We start from the raw sequence: 19,447 nt of genomic DNA, 5'->3' as shown, positions 1-19,447 counted from the left end.
CCCGCGTCTTCTTTCGCGCTCCGTGACCGCCGTCAGCGACGGTGACCGAGCGGTTTCTTCTGTTCGACTTCGATTTCGAGGTGGACGCTGTCGGGGAACTCCTTGAGGCCGACCTCGCGGGCGATCTGGTCCGCGCCGTGGATTTCGAGCCGACGGGTGTACACGGGGTATGACCACGACGAGAACTGGTCGCCGGGCTGGAGCGTCCGATACTGCGGGACGCTCACCTGCTTCGGCTGGTCGGAGTGGGGGCCGCGGCACTCCGCGCCCTTCCGCTCGACGAACTGCTTGAGGTCGTCGACCACTCGGTCGAGGACCGCCTTATCACCGCTTTGAAAGGTGAGTTTTGTGACGAAGGCCATAGCTGGGTACTACTCCTTGTTGCACGCTCCGACGGTAAAAGCGCATCTACACGAACCGGGGACTCCGGGCTTCCGCCACCCGAATCCCGAACGAACGACCGTGCGAACGCGCTACAATCTCCGATACCCTCTTAAAGGGTGGCACGTTTATTTCGGGTAATGGCAGTCGAAGCGGTTAGCGCTGGAGCCATTCTCTTCCGCGACACCCGCGGCCGGAGGGAGTACTTACTCCTGAAGAGCCGTCCCGGGGACTGGGAGTTCCCGAAGGGCGGGGTCGAAGGGGACGAGGAGCTTCAGCAAACGGCAATCAGGGAGGTCAAAGAGGAGGCGGGAATCCAAGATTTCCGTCTCATCGACGGCTTCCGCGAGGACTACAGCTACGTCTTCGAGGCGAACGGTACGACGATTCACAAGACGGTCCACCTCTTCATCGCGCGCTCGTTCGAGGCGTCCGCGGAGCTCTCGACGGAGCACCGCGACCTCCAGTGGCGCGACTACGAGCAGGCCATCAACACCATCACGCAGGACGGCCCCCGCGAGATATTCGAGCGCGCACACGAGTTCCTCGACGAACTCGCCGAGCGGAACGAGGGCGAACACAAGTACCTGAAGTAGCGTCGGTCGGTTCGACCGACGCCCGAGACGCGACGAGAGCGAGCGACAGCGCCGCGAGTCGGCGCGGGGGCAACACCCGCGGCGTCGTCTGCGTCGTCGTCGGCTCGCACCCCGAAGCCACCCGACCGAAACGCCTTCGGCTTCCCGCCGCAACTCCCGGTCGTGAGCGACGCCGCCGACCGCGACCCCGAGTTCGCCTTCGAGCTGCGGGTCTGCCGCTGGGCCGAGCGCGCGTGGCACCCCGACGGCCCGCGCCCCGCGTTCGTCGCCCGACAGCTCGGCACCCGAGAGCGCCGCTGGGACACCGTCGTCGTGGAGGTCGACCCCGAGGCGTTCGCCGCCCGGCGCGCCCTCTCCGCCGACGGCTTCGACTCGGACCTCTTGCGTGTCGTCCGCCACGCGCCCGCCGAGTGGGCGTGGTACCGAGACGCCATTCCCGAACCGGATTTCCCGTGGCGACACGTCGTGCCGGCGGTCCACCGCGCCGCGGGGCTCGGACTGGTCGAGAAGCGCCGCGGCTCGCGGAACCGCGTCGAGTACCGCCGGACCGCCCCGTACCCCGACTGGGTCGAGCGCGTCGTCGCCATCGAGAACAAGCCGGACCTCGACGCCAGCGCCGCCCGCGCGCTCGCTGACCAACTCGAACACGACGTGTCTCGGGCGCTCGCCGACGAGGTCTGGGTCGCCACCGAGGTGACGGGCCGGCGGGTCGAACCCGCCCTGTTGGAGGACCTGCCGGTCGAAGTCGGCATCCTCGGCGTCGACGGCGACTCGGCGGAGGTGCTGTGGCATCCGAGTTCGCTCTCGCCCGACCCCGACGACGCCCGGCGGCGACTCGTCCTCGCCGAGCGGGCCTACGACCGCGGCTGGCGGAACTACGTGGACACGATGCGCCCCGACTGCCGGCACTTCGAACTCGACCGGCGCGGGCGGGCGCTCGTCCCGCGGTGCGCCGCGAAAGACTGCTATCAGAGCCAGCGCGAGTGCGCCCACTCGTGTCCGTCGTTCGAGCCGGAACCCCCGGCGTGGCGGATGAAGGGCTGGCCTATCGAGGGCGGCCCCGGCAAGGGCGTGCGCCGGATTCTGGACGCGCGGCGCGAGCGCGCCAGAGACCGTGCCGAACGCGATAGTGAGAACGCCTAAATTCGCGCCCCTCTGACCGGGCAGTATGGAGCGATTCCAGAACACGAGCCTGCCGGACTGGGACTGGTGGGGAAAGCTCTGGCCGACGCCGGGCGAGACGCTTCGGGAACTCGGGCTGTCGACCGGCGACACCGTCGTCGAAATCGGCTGCGGAAACGGCTACTTCGCGCTCCCAGCGGCGCGAATCGTCGCGCCGGCCCCAGTGTACGCGGTTGACCTCGACGACCGACTGCTCGCGGAACTCGAACACCTCGCCGACCAGCAGCGCATCGACAACGTGGCGACGGTTCGCGGCGACGCCCGCGAGCTATCGGCGCACGTGTCCGACCCCGTCGACGTGGCGCTCTTCGCGAACGCGTTCCACGGGGTCGACAACCGCGACGAGTTCCTGACGGAAGTCGAGTCGGTCCTCGCCGACGACGGCCGGTTCGTCGTCGTCAACTGGCGACCGCTCCCCCGGTCGGAGACGACCGTGGCCGGCGAGCCCCGCGGCCCGCCGACCGAGCTACGGCTCGGTCCCGAGGAGACCGCCGCGATAGTCGAGGACGCGACCGGCCTCGCGGTGACGGCGGAAATCGACATCCCGCCGTACCACTACGCGCTGGTGTTCGAGCGGCGAGCGTAGCGACCGTGGAACGGGGGATTAGACGACTTCCACGTCGACCTCGTCGCGCTCGACGGCGAGGCGGAACGTGGGGACGGTTCGGTAGACGACCTCGATGACGCCCTTGCGGCGGAGGCTCTGGAGCGCCCGGCGCACGTCGTCCACGTCGGGGTCGATGTCGAACTCCTCTCGGAGCTTGTTGAGGACGCTGACGACGCTCTCGGAGCGCTCGTCGGGGCCGGCGACGACCTCGAAGACGCGGGCTTCGAGCGAGGGGACGCGGATGACGCTCGGTACGGACTCGGCCTCGTCGTCGCCCTCGACGCCGGGTTCGACGCCGACGAGTTCGGCGGCCTCGGCCGTCGCGCGGATGAGGCTGTTGTCGTCGCGGTAGTAGTAGTCTTTGAGCTCGGACTCGAGGTAGCGGTGGACTTCGCTCCCGCTTTCGAGGTCCCAGCGGTTCTGTAACTCCTTGTTCTTCGTCGGCTGGAGCCGGACGATGTCGGCGAGGCGTTCTTTCGCCTCGTCGGAGAGCGTCATATCGGTGGATTCGACGGAGGGGGTATAACGTTGTTCTGGATTCTTCAGCGCGACCGCGGAACGTTAATTATTATCCCTGTCCCTTGCGTCGGCTCGACCATGAGCTGGGACACCCTCCGACTCGACTGGGACGGCGACGTGGCGACCATCACCATCGACCGCCCCGAGCAGATGAACGCGCTCAACGCGGACACGCTCGACGCGCTCGAAGACGCGCTCGACGAGGCCGAAGACGGCGGCGCGCGGGTGGTCGTCCTCACCGGCGCGGGCGAGAAGGCGTTCATCGCGGGCGCGGACATCGGCTACATGAAGGACATCGGGTCGCCCGCCGCGCAGGCGTACGCCGAGCAGGGTCACCGCATCGCGACGCGCTTGGAGGAGTTCCCCGCGCCGACCATCGCGGCCATCAACGGCTACGCCTTCGGCGGCGGCATGGAGTTCGCGCTGGCGTGCGACCTCCGGGTCGCCTCCGAGCGCGCGTTGCTCGGCCAGACCGAAATCGACCTCGGCATCATGCCCGGGTGGGGCGGGAGCGTCCGCCTGCCGGCGCTCGTCGGCGACGAAGTCGCCCGCCGACTCATCTTCTTCGGCGAGCGCATCGACGCCAGCGACGCCCACGAGTACGGCATCGTCGGCGAGGTCGTGGCCCACGACCAACTCGACTCGCACGTCGAGGACCTCGCCGCGGACCTCGCGTCGAAGCCGCGACACGCCCTCGCGGGCGCGAAAGCCGCCATCAACATGTCCCATGACGCCCCGCGGGACGCCGCGCTCGACTTCGAGGCCCGCGTCTGGAGCGGCCTGTTCGGCACCCACGACCAGCGCGAAGGAATGGACGCCTTCCTCGACAAGCGCGACCCCGACTTCGAGTAGGAAACCGACGGGAAGCCCCGTTTCGACGGCGCAATCGGTCAATTAGCTTCGTCCGTACTCAGTGATACCCGTGCTAGCACGGCTCCTACAACTGCTAAGGCGCTGCATGTATAATGAATAATCGTGCAAGATTCCATCACGCTCGGCCGCGTCGAATCCCTCCTCGAAGACCTCTCGTACCCGGTCTCGCGCCGGGACGCCGCGGCCTCCCTCGACGGTGTGACGGTGCTCATGGCCGACGGGAACGCCGACCTCGGCGAGTTGGTCGGGAACTGCCTCACGGCCGAGTTCGCCGACGCGAAGGACCTGTACTACGAACTGAACAACGCGATGCCGATCGAGGCGCTCGGCGAGCCGGGGCAGTCCGACGGCGACGCCTGAGCCGCCCGTTCGACACCGGCTTTTTTACCGCTCACCCCGCGAGCGGGGCGCAATCCTGACGCTTAAGTCCCTCAAGCGGTAGGACGTACTATCATGGAGTTTTGCGACGACTGCGGGTCCCTGATGACGCCGCAAGACGGCGTCTGGGTCTGTCCGAACGGCCACGAGAAAGCGCGCGACAGCGAAAAGGAGAAGTCGATGGTCACGACCGAGGGCCAAGAGTCCAGCGAGGTCGTCGACATGTCCGACGTGGACAACGCCGACATCGGCCCGACGACGAAGACCATCTGCCCGAAGTGCGGCCACGACGTGGCGCGCTACGAGATGAAGCAGATCCGCTCGGCCGACGAGTCCGAGACGCGTTTCTTCACCTGCGTCGAGTGCGACCACAAGTGGCGCGAAGACGACCACTGAGCGACTCGCCTTTTTCAGCCCTCCGTCCGTAACGCGGGGTATGTCCGACGCGCTCGCCCCGCCGACGCTCCCGCCGCTCGAGGGGTGGGTCCGCGTCGACGACGCGACCGACCGGCCGTTCGAGCTCGGTCCCGTCAGCGTCGTCGCCCGAACCGTCGTCTACGAGGACGCCGCCATCCGCGAGCGCGTCCCGGCGACCGCCGACGGCCCGTGGCGCTTCCTGTTCGCCAGCCGCCTCGAAATTCGGCCGCACACGCCGCCGTCGAAGGCGCTGACGAAACTGGTCGGCAAGCGCGCGAGCGCCGGTTTCGAATCCCGCCTCGGAGCGCGCGGCTTCTCGGACGTTCGGCGCGTCGAGTCGCGGACGCTTCGGGTTCGAGTCGGTGGCGGCGACGAGACTGGTTCCGCCGGCGACGGCGGGACCGAAGCCGAGGCCGACGTGGTCCGGTACGCCGCGACCGTCGAACTCGCGGGGGTCGAACTCGCGGCCGACGCCTACCTCGCGGTGACGCCGGTCGACGGCGAGTTCCTCCTGACCGGCGGCGCGTACCCCCGCGAGGTCCGCGGCGGCGACGCGGAGACGGCGGCGGCGCTCCGCGAGGTAATCGAGCCGGAGCGGTTCAGAGAAGAGCTGTTTCGCGTGATTCGCCGCGTCGGGTGAGGCGACGCCGACGGACCGAAAGCAGGGCTGGCCCGGCGGCGTCGGCGTCGTTCACTCGTTGCGGGCGAAGACGAGGTAGCCGGTGTGGCCGACGCCGGCGGTCGAGGGGCGCGACCCGCGGTCGTTGAAGTCCATGTGCCGCTGAATCGTCTCGAACGTCTCCACGTCCGACAGGCCCGCCTCCCTGGCGGCTTCGACGGCCGCGCGCGTGCCCTCCACGAACGGGGAGTAGACGGCGACGTAGCCGCCGGTCACGAGGAGGTCCGGCGCGTGGCGGACGACCTCGGGCGCGTTCTCGGTGTCGAGGGTGAGCACGTCGAACGCCGACGCCGCGAGGTCGTCGACCTCGTCTGTGATGTCGCCGGTGCGAACGTCGACGCGCTCTTCCACGCCGGCGAGTCGCATGTTCTCGCGGGCGACGTCGGCGAACTCGGCGTCGCGTTCGAACGTCGTCACGTTGACGCCGAGGCGACCGAGGTACGCCGAGAGGACGCCCGTGCCGGTGCCCGCGTCGAGGACGCGCTCGCCGGCCGCGACGCCGGTGTGGCCGACGATGAGGCCGATGTCGCGCGGCATCATCGGCGCGCCGGTGCGCTCGAAGTGGTTGAAGAGGTCCGGGCCGCGCGGCTCGCGGACGAGGAACTCCTCGCCGATGTGGGTTTCGAGCGTCTGGCCGGCTTCGACGTCCTCGGGGACGGTGAGCATCCCGAGGTCGGTGTGCAGCTCGTCGCCGGGCGCCCGGAGGTACTCCCGGTCGCCGTGGACGAGGAGTATCACTCCAGTCGCGAGATGGCCGCGGCGAGGTCGCCGTCTTCGGCCTCCAGCGCTTCGCGGGCCTCGTCTTCGGGGACGCCGGCGCGCTGGGCCACGATGGCCACGTCGTCTGCCGGGATGGCGTCGGCGGCCGCCGCGGCCTCGTCGTCGCCGTCGTCACCGGCACCGAGTTCGCGCGTCTCGGGCTCGCCGACGATTTGGTAGGTCTCCTGGCCCTGCGCGTCCATGCGCGTGACCTGCGCGTCAGAGAAGACGAGTTCCTCGTCGGCCGTCTTGATGACGACTTCCTCGGCATCGAGCTCCGTCACGTCGATGCCCATCTGCTTCATCATTTGCTGCATTTTGCGTGGGTTCATCCCGCCGCCTCCAAACATACCCGAAGGGTCGGGGTGAGCGCTCAAAAGCGTGGCGAACGTCGGTGCGCGGCGGGGCGAGCCCGGGCCGACGCTCGCTGGCTCACTCGACCCGCGTGCTGACCGCGAGACCGCTCCCGACCGGGAGGACGATGGTCTCGTACCGCGGGTCGGCCCGCACCGCGTCGAGGAACGCCGCGATGCCGCGGGTGTCGGCGTCGGCCCCGTCGAGCGCTTCAGCCTGCCCCTCGCTCCAGTCGGTGAGCGCGCCGAAGTCGACGGGGCCGCGCATCACGTTGTCGGCGACGACGACGCCGCCTTCCGTGACGCGGTCGGCGACGAGGTCGAACGCCTCGGCGTAGCGGTGTTTCTGGTGGTCCAAGAGCACGAGGTCGAACTCGCCGTCGACGCCCTCGAACAGGTCGAGCGCGTCGCCTTCGAGGAAGGTCGTCCGGTCGGCGAGGCCGGCGCGGTCGAGAAAGTCCCGCGCCATGTCGAGTTCGTGGGCGTCGTGTTCCGTCAGGTAGAGTTCGCCGTCGTCCGCCATCCCCTCGGCGAACCACGTCGCGGAGTAGCCGAAGCCGGAGCCGAACTCGAACAGCCGCTCCGCGTCCGCGAGGTGCGCGAGGACGCGGAGGACGCCGCCCGCTTCGGGGCCGATAATCGGAAAACCGTGCTCGTCGGCGTACGCGGCCATCTCGGCCTGCACCGCGTCGTGTTCGGGCGCGGTCGCCGCGAGGAACCGCCGCGTCTCGTCGGTCAGGATGTCCATGGCGAAGCAGGGCGCGCGAGCGACATAAAATCGGTCGCAGCGGCCGGATTCGTGGGTTCCGTCGCGGGCGCGTTTGCGCTCCGCCCTCACCGCGTCCGTCGTCTCGGTCTCACGGTCTCGCGTCCGCCCTCGTCGCGCCCGCAGTCGGCGGCAGCACCGCGATTCGCCGACCCGCGTACGCTTAAGTAGGGACAAACCACATCTTCGACCATGTTTGATCCCGACGAGCTCGAAGAGATTCGGGAGGCGAAAGCCGAGTGGGAAGAGGAGACGCTGGGGCCGACCCTCGACCGCTTCGGGGAGCGAAAGGAGGAGTTCACGACGGACACGGGCGGAAACGTCGTCGAGCGGCTCTACACGCCCGACGACGCCGACGTGGACTACGACGAGGACGTGGGCTTCCCGGGCGAAAAGCCCTACACGCGCGGGGTCTATCCGACCATGCACCGCGGGCGGCTCTGGACGATGCGGCAGTACGCCGGCTTCGGGACGGCCGCCGAGACCAACGAGCGGTTCCGCTACCTCATCGACAACGGCTCGTCGGGGCTGTCGCTCGCGTTCGACCTGCCGACGCAGATGGGCTACGACTCCGACGCGATGATGGCCGCCGGCGAGGTCGGGAAGTCGGGCGTCGCCATCGACAGCCTCCACGACATGGAGACGGTGTTCGACGGCATCGACCTCGGGGAGGTCTCCACGTCGATGACCATCAACGCCCCGGCGGCCGTGTTGCTGGCGATGTACGTCGCGCTCGGCGACAAGCAGGGCGTCCCCCGCGAGGAGCTCCGCGGCACCATCCAGAACGACATCATGAAGGAGTACATCGCGCGGAATCTCTACATCTTCCCGCCGGAGCCGTCGATGCGGCTCATCACGGACATCTTCGAGTTCTGCGCGGCGGAGACGCCGAAGTTCAACACCATCTCCATCTCCGGCTACCACATCCGCGAGGCCGGGTCGACGGCCGCCCAGGAGGTCGCGTTCACCCTCGGTAACGGCATCCAGTACGTGCAGGCCGCGGTCGACGCCGGCCTCGACGTGGACGAGTTCGCCCCCCAGTTGTCCTTCTTCTTCAACGCCCACAACAACATCCTCGAAGAGGTGTCGAAGTTCCGCGCCGCCCGGCGGATGTGGGCGAAAATCATGGAAGAGCGCTTCGGCGCGGAGAACCCGAAGTCGATGCAGTTGAAGTTCCACACCCAGACCGGCGGGTCGACGCTCACCGCCCAGCAGGTCGAGAACAACGTCGTCCGGGTCGCCTATCAGGCGCTGGCGGCCGTCCTCGGCGGCACGCAGTCGCTGCACACCAACGGGAAGGACGAGGCGCTGTCGCTGCCGACCGAGAAGTCGGTTCGGACGGCGCTCCGCACCCAGCAGATTCTCGCCCACGAGTCGGGCGCGGCGGACACCATCGACCCGCTGGCGGGGAGCTACTACGTCGAGGCGCTGACCGACGACATCGAAGACGAGGCGTTCGACCTGCTCGACGAGGTCGACGAGCGCGGCGGCATGCTCGACGCCGTGAAGAACCAGTGGGTCCAGCGGGAGATTCAGGACGTGGCCTACGAGCGCCAACGCGAGATTGAGGAGGGCGAGCGCGTCATCGTCGGCGTCAACGAGTATCAGGTGGACGAGGAGCCGACCGTCGAGGTCCAGGAGGTCGCCGAAGAAGACGAGACCAAGCAGGTCGAGTCGCTCGAAGCCCGGAAGGACGACCGCGACGAGGCGGCCGTCGAGGCCGCTCTGGAGGACATCCGCGCCGCCGCGAACGGCGACGAGAACCTCCTCCCGCTCATCGTCACGGCGGTCAAGGCCTACGCGACGGTCGGCGAGATATGCGGCGTTCTCCGCGAGGAGTTCGGCGAGTACGAACCCGGCATGGCCTGAGTCGGCCCCCGAGACTCGGCGGCGACCAACGCCGGCGGTCGGGTTCCGTCTCCACCCCAGTCCGACCGCCCAGCCCGTCTCGCCCCGTGCCAACTAGTCACTCGAATTATACATTCACCCGGCTAACGAGTTTTATTATCACCCCCCGAGTGGAGACAATCGAGGCTTATGATGCCGCTTATCGTATTCTAAACCCGTCACACGCCCGGCCGCCGTCTGTCGGCGCGAGGTTCGCGCCACCAGTCGCTCGACGTTTCGAGCGGCGGCCGTCGCGTTGCGGGGCTCTTCGACCGGAGAGCCCCCGGTATCGCATCCGATTGTCCACCTCACCAGACGAATGTCACGAAGACGCTCCCGAGACAGTCGTACCGTCTCCGACTACCGACCCTCCCATCACCGACCCGCGCCCTCGCTCGCGACGCAGGCCGTCCTGCTCGCGTCGATGGCCGCGGTCGTCGCGGTCGTCACCTTCCCCGTGGCGTCGCTCGCGGTCGCCGTCACCGTCGCCGCCATCGTCGCCGTCGCCCGCGCCGTCGTCACCCGGGCCGACCGCTCGATGCTGACGGTCGACGTGCCCGGCGTCCCCGTCGAGGTCACGGTCGCCCGGACCGCCCGCGACTGAGGACCGGCCGAACGCCGTGAGTTCCACACCGCCCCCGCTCGCGTCCCTCACACACCTCGCACGCTCCACGCCACTCACGACCACCGCACCCCTCACGGCCGTCACACCCCTCTCGACCGTCACGACTCCCGCGTCCCGCTCTTGACGCGCGCTTCCGCGCTCATTTTCGTTCCCGCTCTCGACGCGTTTCCCGCTCTTAGGTCACTCACCGACCCCGGCGAGTCGGGTTCGAAGCACCCGCACGACCGCCACGACGAGCATCGCTTGGAGGTAGCCGAAGACGGCGAGCGCCGGGTAGAACGTCGCCGTCTCGCGGACGCCGAACTCGTTGGCGGCGAGCGTGTCGAAGAAGAAGGCGGCCACCAGCGCGGGGAAGTCGACGACCCAAATCTCCTTCGGCAACACGCCGAAGAAGCCGACCGCCCACGCGGCCGCGAGCACGGCGAAGACGGCGACTGTGGCCCGGTCTGTTGCGAGTCGAGCGAACCCGCGCGCGAGCCGCCGCGGGTCGCGGGCGGCGCGCCGGGACGTCGGCGTCATCGTCGGCTCACGCCACGTCGGCGTTCGACTCGGACGCCGATTCCGCGTCGGCGTCGTCGTCGCCGACGAGTTTGACGGCGGTCCCGTAGGCCAGAATCTCGGCCGCGCCCTGCGTTACCTCGGCGGTCACGTACCGGACGCCGACGACGGCGTCGGCACCCATCGCCTCCGCCTCGGCAACCATCCGGTCTGTCGCCTCGTCTCTCGCCTCGGCCATCAGCCCGGTGTAGGACTTGAGCTCGCCGCCGACGATGTTCCGGAGCCCCTGCGTGATGTCGCGGCCGACGTTCCGAGCGCGAATCGTGTTCCCGCGGACGGCACCCAGCGTCACCTCGATGTCGCGGCCGACGACCGACTCAGTTGTAGTTACTATCATGACATGAGTATCGAACCGTCTGGGTTTATCCGTTGCGCCCGACGAACTGGTGACATGCACTTCGACCACGTCGGAATCGCCACGCCCGACGCCGCCGGGCTGGCCGCGCTGTTCGCGGAGCTGTTCGACGCGCCCGTGGCCCACGAGGAGACGTTCGACGGCATGTCGGTCGTCTTCCTCGAACTCGAAAACGGCTACTTCGAACTGCTCGAACCCCACGAGGAGGGTGCCATCTCGAAGTTCCTCGACAAGCGCGGCGGCGGCATCCACCACGTCGCCATCGAGACCGACGACATCGAGGCCGCGCTCCGGACCGCCGAGGCCGCCGGTGTCGACCGCATCGACGAGGAACCGCGCCCCGGCGCGTGGGGCCACGAGGTCGCCTTCCTCCATCCCAAGTCCACGGGCGGCGTCCTCGTCGAGTTCGTCTCGCACTGAGCGATGACGGGAGATTACCCCGACGACACGGCCGACGACGACGCGCCCGCGGACGGGTCGACCGACGACGACGCAGCCGCCACCGGCAGTTCAGACGGTGGCGATGAGGGCTCCGCCGCTGACGGCTCCGCACCCGGCGGCGAGGGCCGCGGGTTCGCCGGACCGATGCGCGACTGGCTCTCCCACCGGGTCGCCGCGACGCCCGACCGAGAGGCGCTCATCCACGCAGCGACCGGCGACTCGTGGACCTTCCGCGAACTCGACGCGCTCGTCGACGAGACCGCCGGCCAACTCGCCGCGCTCGGCGTCGAGGCCGGCGACCACCTCGGCGTCGTTCTCGACCCCGGCGTGGACTACGTCCGACTCATCCACGCCGCGACGCGGCTCGGGGCGGTGCTCGTCCCGCTCAGCGACCGACTCACCCCCGACGAGGTCGGCCGCAACGTCGAACTCGCGGACGTGACGACGCTCGTCTGCGGCGAGTCTACCGAGTCGACGGCGGTCGAGGCCACGACCGACGTGCCCGTCGTCTCCGTGGACGACCCGCGCTGGGAGGGCGTCATCAACCTCTCGTCTATCGCGCCGAAGCGGGTCGAACCCGCGGGCTGGTCGCTCTCGGAGACGATGCTCCTGCTTTTCACCTCGGGGACGACCGGGACGCCGAAGGCGGTGAAACTCACGATGGGCAATCTGCTCGCCAACGCCGTCGCCGGGGCGTTCCGACTCGGCGTCTCGCCCGACGACCGGTGGCTCGTCACGCTCTCGCTGCACCACATGGGCGGCATCGGCCCGATTCTCCGCGGCCCGCTGTACGGGACGACCGTCGTCCTCCGCGAGGGGTTCGACGCCGGCGGCGCGGCCGACGACATCGGCAAGTACGACGCGACGGGCGTCTCGCTCGTGCCGACGATGCTCAAGCGGATGCTCGACAGCAGGGGCACGCTCTCCGATTCGCTCCGCGTGGTGCTCCTCGGCGGCGCGCCCGCCCCCGACGACCTCGTCGAGCGCTGTCGGAACTACTCGGTGCCGGTCTACCCGACCTACGGCATGACCGAGACGGCCTCGCAGGTCGCCACCGCGACCCCGGACGAGGCGTTCGCCGACGTGGGGACCGTCGGGCGACCGCTGTTTTTCACCGACCTCTGGGTCGTCGACGAGGACGGCACCGCCGTCGAACCCGGCACGCCGGGCGAACTCGTCGTCTCCGGACCGACCGTCTCGCCCGGCTACTACCGGAACCCGGAGGCGACCGCCGACGCCTTCACCGACGCCGGCCTCCGGACCGGCGACATCGGCTACCGCGACGACGACGGCCTCCTGTACGTCCTGAACCGGAAGGACGACCGCATCATCACCGGCGGCGAGAACGTCGACCCCGGCGAGGTCGCGGCGGTCCTGCGGGAACACCCGGCGGTGGACGACGCCGTCGTGCTGGGTATCCCCGACTCCGAGTGGGGCGAGCGCGTCGCCGCGCTCGTCGTCCCCGCCGACCCGGAGAATCCCCCGGACGACGAGGACCTCGACGCCTTCTGCCGCGAGCGGCTCGCCGGGTTCAAGTGTCCGCGACTGGTCGAGACCGCGGAGGAACTCCCGCGGACCGTCTCGGGGACCATCGACCGCGAGGCGGTCCGCGAGCGACTGGTCGCGGCCAAACCGGTCGCGGAGGCCGAACCGGTGCGCGCGGCGGCCGAGGAACGCGACGAAGCGCGCGCGAGCGAGAGCGGACGCGAAGCCGACGACCCCGAAGCCGAAGTCGACGAGGTGACGCCCGCGAGCGACGCCGACGGGGCCGCCATCGACGACGCCGAGGCCGACCCGGCGGACGCGGACGCGGAACGTGGCGGAGACGACGACGGTGAGGCGATAAGAGACGACGACGACGGTGAGGCGATAGCCGACGAAGACGAACGCGGTGACGTCGAGAGCGCGGAGGGCGACATCGACGACGGCGACGGCGGCGACGACGAACCCGCACCCGACCGCGACGAGTGAGTGAACGCGCCCGCGGGTGAAGCAAAACCCACAGCCCGCGTCTCGCCGGGTTGTGTCCAAACAATCATTACGTTTTACCGCAAGTGGACTGTATGGTAGGTGCTACCAACCAGACGCTTCGGCCGTTCCTGTGGCGCGCGGGCAAGCTCTTTCCGGACCGCGAAATCGTCTCTCGGACCGCCGAAGGGCTGGAACGCTACACGTACTCGGAGTACGAGGGACGCGTGGCACGGCTCGCGGGGGCGCTTTCGGACGCCGGCATCGGGGACGGCGACCGGGTGGCGACGTTCTGCTGGAACCACAACCGACACTTCGAGACGTACTTCGGCGTGCCGTCGATGGGCGCGCAGTTGCACACCATCAACCCGCTTCTCCCCGACCACCACATCCAGTACATCGTCGAGAACGCGGCTGACCGCATCATCTTCGTGGACCCGTCGCTCGCGCCGAAACTCGCCGGCGCGGTCGATGAGGACGCCTTCGCCTCCGTCGAGCAGTTCGTCGTGATGGCCTCCGAGGTGCCGGACGACGTGGGGCTGTCCCCGGTGACGGACTACGAGTCGTTCATCGCCGACTACCCCGACGAGTACGACTGGCCGGACCTCCCGGAGGACCAACCGGCGGGGATGTGCTACACGTCGGGGACGACCGGCGAACCGAAGGGCGTCGAGTACTCCCAGCAGATGCTGTGGGCGCACACGATGGCGACGCTCCCCAAGTCGGGTCTCGACATCGGCGCGGAGGACGTCATCATGCCGGTCGTGCCGATGTTCCACGTCAACGCGTGGGGCCTGCCGTTTTCGACGACTGCGGCGGGCGCGAAACACGTCTATCCCGGCCCGTCCCCGACGCCCGAGGACCTCGCCAAACTCATCGAGGAGGAGGGCGTGACGATGACCGCGGGCGTGCCCACGGTGTGGCTCGGCCTGCTCGACTACCTCGACGAGCACGACGCGGACATCTCGTCGCTCGAACGCATCATCATCGGCGGGTCGGCCGCGCCCAGGTCGGTCATCCGCCGGTTCGACGAGGAGTACGACGTGGACGTGCTCCACGCGTGGGGGATGACCGAGATGTCGCCGGTCGGCACCGTCGCGCATCTCAAGCCGGGGATGGAGGACCTCCCGGCCGAAGAACAGTACGAAAAGCGGGCCAAGCAGGGCCTGCTCGCGCCGGGACTGGAGATGCGCGTCGTCGACGACGACGGCGACGAGGTCCCGTGGAACGGCGAGGACTTCGGCGAACTCTGGGTGCGCGGCCCGTGGGTGACGACCGAGTACTTCGAGCGCCCCGACGCGAACGAGGAAGACTACGAGGGCAACTGGCTGAAGACCGGCGACGTGGTCACGGTGGACGAAGACGGCTACGTCCAAATCGTCGACCGAGCGAAAGACGTCATCAAGTCCGGCGGGGAGTGGATTTCGTCGGTCGAACTTGAAAACAGCATCATGGCTCACGACGACGTGGCCGAGGCGACTGTCATCGGCGTGCCTCACGAGCGCTGGCAGGAGCGCCCCGTGGCGTTCATCGTCCCGAAGGGTGGCGTCGACGAGGACGCGCTCAAAACCGAACTCGTCGCGCTCGTCGAAGACGAGTTCCCGAAGTGGTGGGCACCCGACGAAGTCGTCTTCATCGACGAGGTGCCGAAGACCGCGACCGGCAAGTTCGACAAGAAGGTACTCAGAGACCAGTACGACGACTCCTCGCTCATCGAGGGCAAGACACCCGACGCGGAGGCCCCGTCGGACGAGTGAGCGCCGGGTCGGTCGTGGGTTCTAACGAAGAACCAGTTTGAAGTTTAGACTGGTTCCATACACTATTTTTACTGTACAATCCTATGTCGGGACATGGAACTTCTCGACGACTCCATCGTGCCCGAACACGCCCGCGAACTCAAGCGGGAGGCCCGCGAGTTCGCCAAAGAGCACATCGAACCGGTCGCGGAGGAATACTACGAGTCCGGCGAGTACCCCCACGAGGTCCTCCAGGCGGGGATGGACGCGGGGCTCGTCGCGCAGGACATCTCCGAGGAGTACGGCGGGAAGGGCTTCGACCTCCAGCAGATTCTGGCAATCTCCGAGGAGTTCTACCGCGCCGACGCCGGCATCGCGCTGACGCTCCAACTCGCCTCGTTCGGCTGCGAGATTATGGAGGACTACGGCAGCGAAGAACAGAAGGAGAAGTGGCTCCGACCGGTCGCCGAAAACGAGCAGATTTCGGGGCTCGCGGTGTCCGAGCCGCAGACCGGCTCCGACATGGCCGGCATGGAGACGACCGCCGAGAAGACCGACGACGGCTACGTCCTCAACGGCGAGAAGTACTGGGTCGGCAACGCCGTCGAGGCCGACTGGCTGACGGTGTACGCCAAGACCGCCGACACCGACGACCGCTACTCGAACTACTCGATGTTCATCGTGCCGACGGACACGCCCGGCTACGAGGCCGAGCACATCCCCGAGAAGATGGGCATGCGCGCGTCCAAGCAGGGCCACATCGTCTTCGACGACTGCGAGGTTCCCGAGGAGAACCTCATCGGCACCGAGGGCGGCGGCTTCTACATGCTCGCGGACTTCTTCAACCACGGTCGCATCATCGTCGGCGGCCACAGCCTCGGCCTCGCCGCCGCCGCCATCGAGGAGGCGTGGGAGTTCGTCCACGAGCGGCGGGCGTTCGGCCGCAACGTCTCGGAGTTCCAGGCGGTCCAGCACATCCTCGCCGACATGCGCATGGAGTTCGAGGCGGCCCGCGCGCTCAACTGGCGCGCCGCCGAGAAGGTCGAAACCAACGAGGACGCCGGCTTCTGGGCGGCCGCCGCCAAGACGAAGTCGACCGAGACGGCCGTCGACGTGGCCGAACGCGGCATGCAGCTCCACGGCGGTCGGTCGGTCCTCAACGAGTACAAGATTTCGCGGGTCTACCGCGACGTTCGCATCCCGGTCATCTACGAGGGCGCGAACGAGATTCAGCGCAACCTCATCTACCGGCAGGGCGCGCTCTGAGGCGACCCCGAGACCGGGGGGAGAACTGACAACTCGTTTTCCGGTTTGGCATCGCTTGACCGGAACGCAGTTACTATCTGAGCGTCGTACCTTGACTCAGCAAATGGTACGCACGAGCGTTATCGGCTGCGGAAACATGGGGAGCGCCCTCCTCACCGGGCTCTGGAAGGCGGGCGGTCACTCGGTCGTCGCCTGCGACCTCGACCCCGACGCCCTCGCCGCGGTCGCCGACTACTGTGAAGCGACGACGGACGACGTGTCGCGCGCCGCCGACGCCGACGTGGTGTTCGTCGCGGTCAAGCCCGACATCGTCGAGGCCGTCCTCTCGGAACTCGACCTGTCTCCCGACCAGACTCTCGTCACTATCGCCGCGGGCGTCCCGACCTCGTTCGTCGAGGCGCGCACCGACGCCCGCGTCGTCCGCATCATGCCGAACCTCGCCGCCGAGACCCGCGACATGGCCGCGGCGGCGACCGGCGACCTGACCGACGAGGTCCGCGAACTCCTCTCGGACGTGGGCGAGTTCGTCGAGGTCGAGGAGTCGCAGATGGACATCGCCACCGCGGTCAACGGCAGCGGCCCGGCCTTCGTCTTCTATCTCATCGAGGCCGTCACGCAGGCCGGCGTCGCGGGCGGGCTCTCCGAGGAAGACGCCGAGATTCTCGCCGCCCAGACGTTCAAGGGCGCGGCCGAGACCGTCGTGCAGGACGACCGCAGCGCCGACGAACTCATCGACGCGGTCTGCTCGCCGAACGGGACGACCATCGAGGGGATGGAGGTCCTCTGGGACAGCGCCGCCGACGAGGCCGTCACCGAGGCGGTCGTCGCCGCCGAGCGCCGGTCGAAGGAGCTCGCGGAGGACTTCGCCGATGAGTGAGGTGAGCGAGACGACGGAGACCTCCGAGGTCGCCGAGCCCGACCCCGACGCGGTCGCCGCCGCCCGCGACGCCGCCGCCGAGGCGAAGCGCGTCATCGTCAAGGCCGGCACGAACTCGCTGACCGACGAGGACTCCAACCTCGACGACGACAAGCTCGACAAGCTCGTCGACGACATCGAATCGCTCCTCTCGCGCGGCAAGGAGGTGCTTCTCGTCTCCTCGGGCGCGGTCGGTGCCGGCATCGGCCGCCTCGACCATCCCACGGCGGACCGCGACACCCTCGAAGCGTCGCAGGCGCTGTCGACGGTCGGCCAGAGCCTCTTGATGCACCGCTACACCGAGAGCTTCGAGCGCTACGACCGGAAAGTCGCCCAGATTCTCATCACCCAGCACGACCTGGAGAACCCCGAACGGTTCACCAACTTCCGGAACACGGTCGAGACGCTGTTGGAGTGGGGCGTCGTGCCCATCATCAACGAGAACGACGCGGTCGCCACCGAGGAGCTCCAAATCGGCGACAACGACATGATTTCGTCGAACATCGCGGTCGGCATCGGCGTCGACCTGCTCGTGACGCTCACCGACGTGGGCGGCGTCTACACCGGGAACCCGAAGGAGGACCCCGACGCCGAGCGCATCGAGGTCGTCGGCGACAACTACAGCGACGTCGAGGACATCGTCACCGCGAGTTCGACCGGCGGCTTCGGCGGCATCCAGACGAAGGTCCGCGGCGCGCGCGACGCCGCCGAGTACGGCATCCCCGCCGTCATCGCGAAGTCGACCGAACCCGACGTGCTGGCGAAGATCGCCGAGCGCGAATCGGTGGGAACAATGTTCCTCCCCCTCGATGGTGAACTCGATGACTGAGCGAGACACGACCGCGCAGGTCGAACAGGCACAGTCGGCGGCGCTGCGCCTCGCGAACGTCGACGCGGCCGACCGCGACGCCGCGCTCGGAGCCATCGCGGACGCCATCCGCGACAACAGCGAGGCGATTCTCGCGGCCAACCGCGAGGACGTCGAGGAGGCCGAGGCGATGCTCGAAGCGGGCGAGTACACGCAGGCGCTCGTCGACCGCCTCAAACTCGACGAGGCGAAACTCGACGACATCGCCGGGATGGTCGAGTCCGTCGCCGAGCAGGACGACCCGCTCGGCGAGACGCTGGAAGCGCGCGAACTGGACGCGGACCTCGAACTGTACAAGCTCTCGGTCCCCATCGGCGTCGTCGCGACCATCTTCGAATCGCGGCCCGACGCGCTCGTCCAAATCGCCGCGCTGGCGCTGAAGTCCGGCAACGCCGTCATCCTCAAGGGCGGCAGCGAGGCGAGCGAGTCGAACCGCGTGCTGTACGAGACGATTCTGTCCGCCACCGAAGAGCTCCCCGACGGCTGGGCGACGCTCATCGAGGCCCACGAGGAGGTCGACCGCCTGCTCGAACTCGACGACATGGTCGACCTCGTGATGCCCCGCGGCTCCTCGGAGTTCGTCAGCTACATCCAGGACAACACCCAGATTCCCGTCCTCGGCCACACCGAGGGCATCTGCCACGTCTACGTCGACGAGGCGGCCGACCTCGACATGGCGGCCGACATCGCCCTCGACGCGAAGGTGCAGTACCCCGCGGTCTGCAACGCCGTCGAGACGCTCTTGGTCGACGAGTCCGTCGCCGCCGACTTCCTGCCGACGGTCGTCGCGCGCTACCGCGACGAGGGCGTCGTCCTCCGGGGCGACGAGGCGACCCGCGAGCACGTCGCTGTCGACCCCGCGACCGACGACGACTGGGACACCGAGTACGGCGACCTCGAACTCTCCATCAAGGTCGTCTCGGACCTGTACGACGCGGTCGACCACATCAACGCCCACGGCTCGAAACACACCGAATCCATCGTCACCGAGGACGCCAAGCGCGCCGAGACGTTCATGACCGGCGTCGACGCCGCCAGCGTCTTCCACAACGCCTCGACCCGGTTCGCCGACGGCTACCGCTACGGTCTCGGCGCCGAGGTGGGCATCTCGACGGGCAAGATTCACGCCCGCGGCCCGGTCGGTCTCGAAGGGCTGACGACCTACAAGTACTACCTCGAAGGCGACGGCCAGTTGGTCGCCACCTACGCCGGCGAGGACGCCGTCCCCTTCACCCACGAAGCGCTCGACGCCGAGTGGAACCCCGGCCACCGAAGTCGGCGAGACTGAGCGCGCCGGACGCCCTTCGGTCGTCGCTC

At 68.5% G+C, this 19,447-nt stretch carries 23 protein-coding genes; 16 read left to right on the top strand and 7 right to left on the bottom strand.

Annotation, left to right across the window (positions count from 1 at the left end):
* Window positions 1-32: 32 nt before the first annotated feature.
* Entirely contained in the window at window positions 33-362 is a 330-nt protein-coding gene (locus ABY42_RS06815) for an uS10/mL48 family ribosomal protein (RefSeq protein ID WP_004977130.1), read from the bottom strand.
* Between the two features lie 159 nt (window positions 363-521).
* On the opposite strand from ABY42_RS06815, the gene ABY42_RS06810 reads away from it, so the two are divergent.
* The 3 genes from ABY42_RS06810 to ABY42_RS06800 all read left to right on the top strand — a co-directional run bounded on the left by ABY42_RS06810 (window position 522) and on the right by ABY42_RS06800 (window position 2,745).
* Entirely contained in the window at window positions 522-977 is a 456-nt protein-coding gene (locus ABY42_RS06810) for a bis(5'-nucleosyl)-tetraphosphatase (protein WP_004977131.1), read from the top strand.
* A 162-nt stretch (window positions 978-1,139) separates the two neighbouring features.
* Entirely contained in the window at window positions 1,140-2,120 is a 981-nt protein-coding gene (locus tag ABY42_RS06805) for a DUF5787 family protein (RefSeq protein WP_050459021.1), read from the top strand.
* Window positions 2,121-2,145: 25 nt separating this feature from the next.
* Window positions 2,146-2,745: a class I SAM-dependent methyltransferase gene (locus ABY42_RS06800; RefSeq protein ID WP_050459020.1), complete on the top strand. Its 600-nt coding sequence runs from the start codon at window positions 2,146-2,148 to the stop codon at window positions 2,743-2,745.
* 18 nt (window positions 2,746-2,763) lie between these two features.
* Here ABY42_RS06800 and ABY42_RS06795 read toward each other — a convergent pair whose 3' ends face one another.
* Window positions 2,764-3,264, bottom strand: coding sequence for a DUF5797 family protein (locus ABY42_RS06795; protein WP_004969904.1), 501 nt, complete (start codon window positions 3,262-3,264; stop codon window positions 2,764-2,766).
* 99 nt (window positions 3,265-3,363) lie between these two features.
* On the opposite strand from ABY42_RS06795, the gene ABY42_RS06790 reads away from it, so the two are divergent.
* The 4 genes from ABY42_RS06790 to ABY42_RS06775 all read left to right on the top strand — a co-directional run bounded on the left by ABY42_RS06790 (window position 3,364) and on the right by ABY42_RS06775 (window position 5,593).
* Entirely contained in the window at window positions 3,364-4,137 is a 774-nt protein-coding gene (locus ABY42_RS06790) for an enoyl-CoA hydratase/isomerase family protein (RefSeq protein WP_004977135.1), read from the top strand.
* Window positions 4,138-4,260: 123 nt separating this feature from the next.
* Window positions 4,261-4,518, top strand: a complete 258-nt coding sequence (locus ABY42_RS06785; RefSeq protein WP_004977136.1) for a DUF5789 family protein — start codon at window positions 4,261-4,263, stop codon at window positions 4,516-4,518.
* A 93-nt stretch (window positions 4,519-4,611) separates the two neighbouring features.
* Window positions 4,612-4,932, top strand: coding sequence for a transcription factor S (locus tag ABY42_RS06780; RefSeq protein WP_049905217.1), 321 nt, complete (start codon window positions 4,612-4,614; stop codon window positions 4,930-4,932).
* Window positions 4,933-4,972: 40 nt separating this feature from the next.
* Window positions 4,973-5,593 (top strand): DUF6517 family protein, encoded by a 621-nt coding sequence (locus ABY42_RS06775; protein ID WP_050459019.1) that lies wholly within the window; start codon window positions 4,973-4,975, stop codon window positions 5,591-5,593.
* Between the two features lie 51 nt (window positions 5,594-5,644).
* On the opposite strand, the gene ABY42_RS06770 is transcribed toward ABY42_RS06775, so the two are convergent.
* The 3 genes from ABY42_RS06770 to ABY42_RS06760 all read right to left on the bottom strand — a co-directional run bounded on the left by ABY42_RS06770 (window position 5,645) and on the right by ABY42_RS06760 (window position 7,492).
* Window positions 5,645-6,370 carry a methyltransferase domain-containing protein gene (locus ABY42_RS06770; protein ID WP_050459018.1) on the bottom strand — a complete coding sequence of 242 codons (726 nt, stop codon included), beginning with the start codon at window positions 6,368-6,370 and terminating at the stop codon, window positions 5,645-5,647.
* Window positions 6,367-6,741 carry a nascent polypeptide-associated complex protein gene (locus tag ABY42_RS06765; protein ID WP_082220642.1) on the bottom strand — a complete coding sequence of 125 codons (375 nt, stop codon included), beginning with the start codon at window positions 6,739-6,741 and terminating at the stop codon, window positions 6,367-6,369. The genes ABY42_RS06770 and ABY42_RS06765 overlap by 4 nt, the downstream gene beginning before the upstream one ends.
* Window positions 6,742-6,823: 82 nt before the next feature.
* Window positions 6,824-7,492, bottom strand: a complete 669-nt coding sequence (locus ABY42_RS06760) for an O-methyltransferase (protein ID WP_004977141.1) — start codon at window positions 7,490-7,492, stop codon at window positions 6,824-6,826.
* Window positions 7,493-7,702: 210 nt separating this feature from the next.
* On the opposite strand from ABY42_RS06760, the gene ABY42_RS06755 reads away from it, so the two are divergent.
* Window positions 7,703-9,379, top strand: a complete 1,677-nt coding sequence (locus ABY42_RS06755) for an acyl-CoA mutase large subunit family protein (RefSeq protein ID WP_004977142.1) — start codon at window positions 7,703-7,705, stop codon at window positions 9,377-9,379.
* A gap of 337 nt (window positions 9,380-9,716) precedes the next feature.
* On the top strand, window positions 9,717-10,001 hold the full coding sequence (locus tag ABY42_RS19945; RefSeq protein ID WP_004977143.1) for a hypothetical protein: 285 nt from the start codon (window positions 9,717-9,719) through the stop codon (window positions 9,999-10,001).
* Window positions 10,002-10,202: 201 nt separating this feature from the next.
* Here ABY42_RS19945 and ABY42_RS06745 read toward each other — a convergent pair whose 3' ends face one another.
* Window positions 10,203-10,541 (bottom strand): hypothetical protein, encoded by a 339-nt coding sequence (locus ABY42_RS06745; RefSeq protein WP_050459016.1) that lies wholly within the window; start codon window positions 10,539-10,541, stop codon window positions 10,203-10,205.
* A gap of 7 nt (window positions 10,542-10,548) precedes the next feature.
* Window positions 10,549-10,917, bottom strand: coding sequence for a YbjQ family protein (locus tag ABY42_RS06740; RefSeq protein ID WP_004977145.1), 369 nt, complete (start codon window positions 10,915-10,917; stop codon window positions 10,549-10,551).
* A 54-nt stretch (window positions 10,918-10,971) separates the two neighbouring features.
* Between ABY42_RS06740 and mce the strand changes: the two genes are divergently transcribed.
* The 7 genes from mce (at window position 10,972) to ABY42_RS06705 (ending at window position 19,418) form a co-directional block, all read left to right on the top strand.
* Window positions 10,972-11,355 (top strand): methylmalonyl-CoA epimerase, encoded by a 384-nt coding sequence (gene mce / locus ABY42_RS06735; protein WP_004977146.1) that lies wholly within the window; start codon window positions 10,972-10,974, stop codon window positions 11,353-11,355.
* Between the two features lie 3 nt (window positions 11,356-11,358).
* Entirely contained in the window at window positions 11,359-13,347 is a 1,989-nt protein-coding gene (gene menE, locus ABY42_RS06730; protein ID WP_050459015.1) for an o-succinylbenzoate--CoA ligase, read from the top strand.
* Between the two features lie 92 nt (window positions 13,348-13,439).
* A complete protein-coding gene (locus ABY42_RS06725; RefSeq protein WP_050459014.1) occupies window positions 13,440-15,101 on the top strand; it encodes a long-chain fatty acid--CoA ligase in 1,662 nt (553 codons plus the stop codon).
* A 93-nt stretch (window positions 15,102-15,194) separates the two neighbouring features.
* Complete coding sequence (locus ABY42_RS06720; protein ID WP_004977150.1) at window positions 15,195-16,346, top strand: acyl-CoA dehydrogenase family protein; 1,152 nt, start codon at window positions 15,195-15,197, stop codon at window positions 16,344-16,346.
* A 103-nt stretch (window positions 16,347-16,449) separates the two neighbouring features.
* Entirely contained in the window at window positions 16,450-17,223 is a 774-nt protein-coding gene (gene proC, locus ABY42_RS06715; protein WP_081605245.1) for a pyrroline-5-carboxylate reductase, read from the top strand.
* Window positions 17,216-18,091 (top strand): glutamate 5-kinase, encoded by an 876-nt coding sequence (proB, locus tag ABY42_RS06710; protein ID WP_004977153.1) that lies wholly within the window; start codon window positions 17,216-17,218, stop codon window positions 18,089-18,091. The genes proC and proB overlap by 8 nt, the downstream gene beginning before the upstream one ends.
* Window positions 18,084-19,418 (top strand): glutamate-5-semialdehyde dehydrogenase, encoded by a 1,335-nt coding sequence (locus tag ABY42_RS06705; protein ID WP_050459013.1) that lies wholly within the window; start codon window positions 18,084-18,086, stop codon window positions 19,416-19,418. Before proB ends, ABY42_RS06705 begins: the two co-directional genes overlap by 8 nt.
* The last annotated feature ends 29 nt before the right edge of the window (window positions 19,419-19,447 follow it).

Source organism: Haloferax gibbonsii, from assembly GCF_001190965.1.
Taxonomy (GTDB): domain Archaea; phylum Halobacteriota; class Halobacteria; order Halobacteriales; family Haloferacaceae; genus Haloferax; species Haloferax gibbonsii.
The sequence above is the reverse complement of the archived record's forward strand: the minus strand, read 5'-3'. Positions and strand labels throughout refer to the sequence as shown.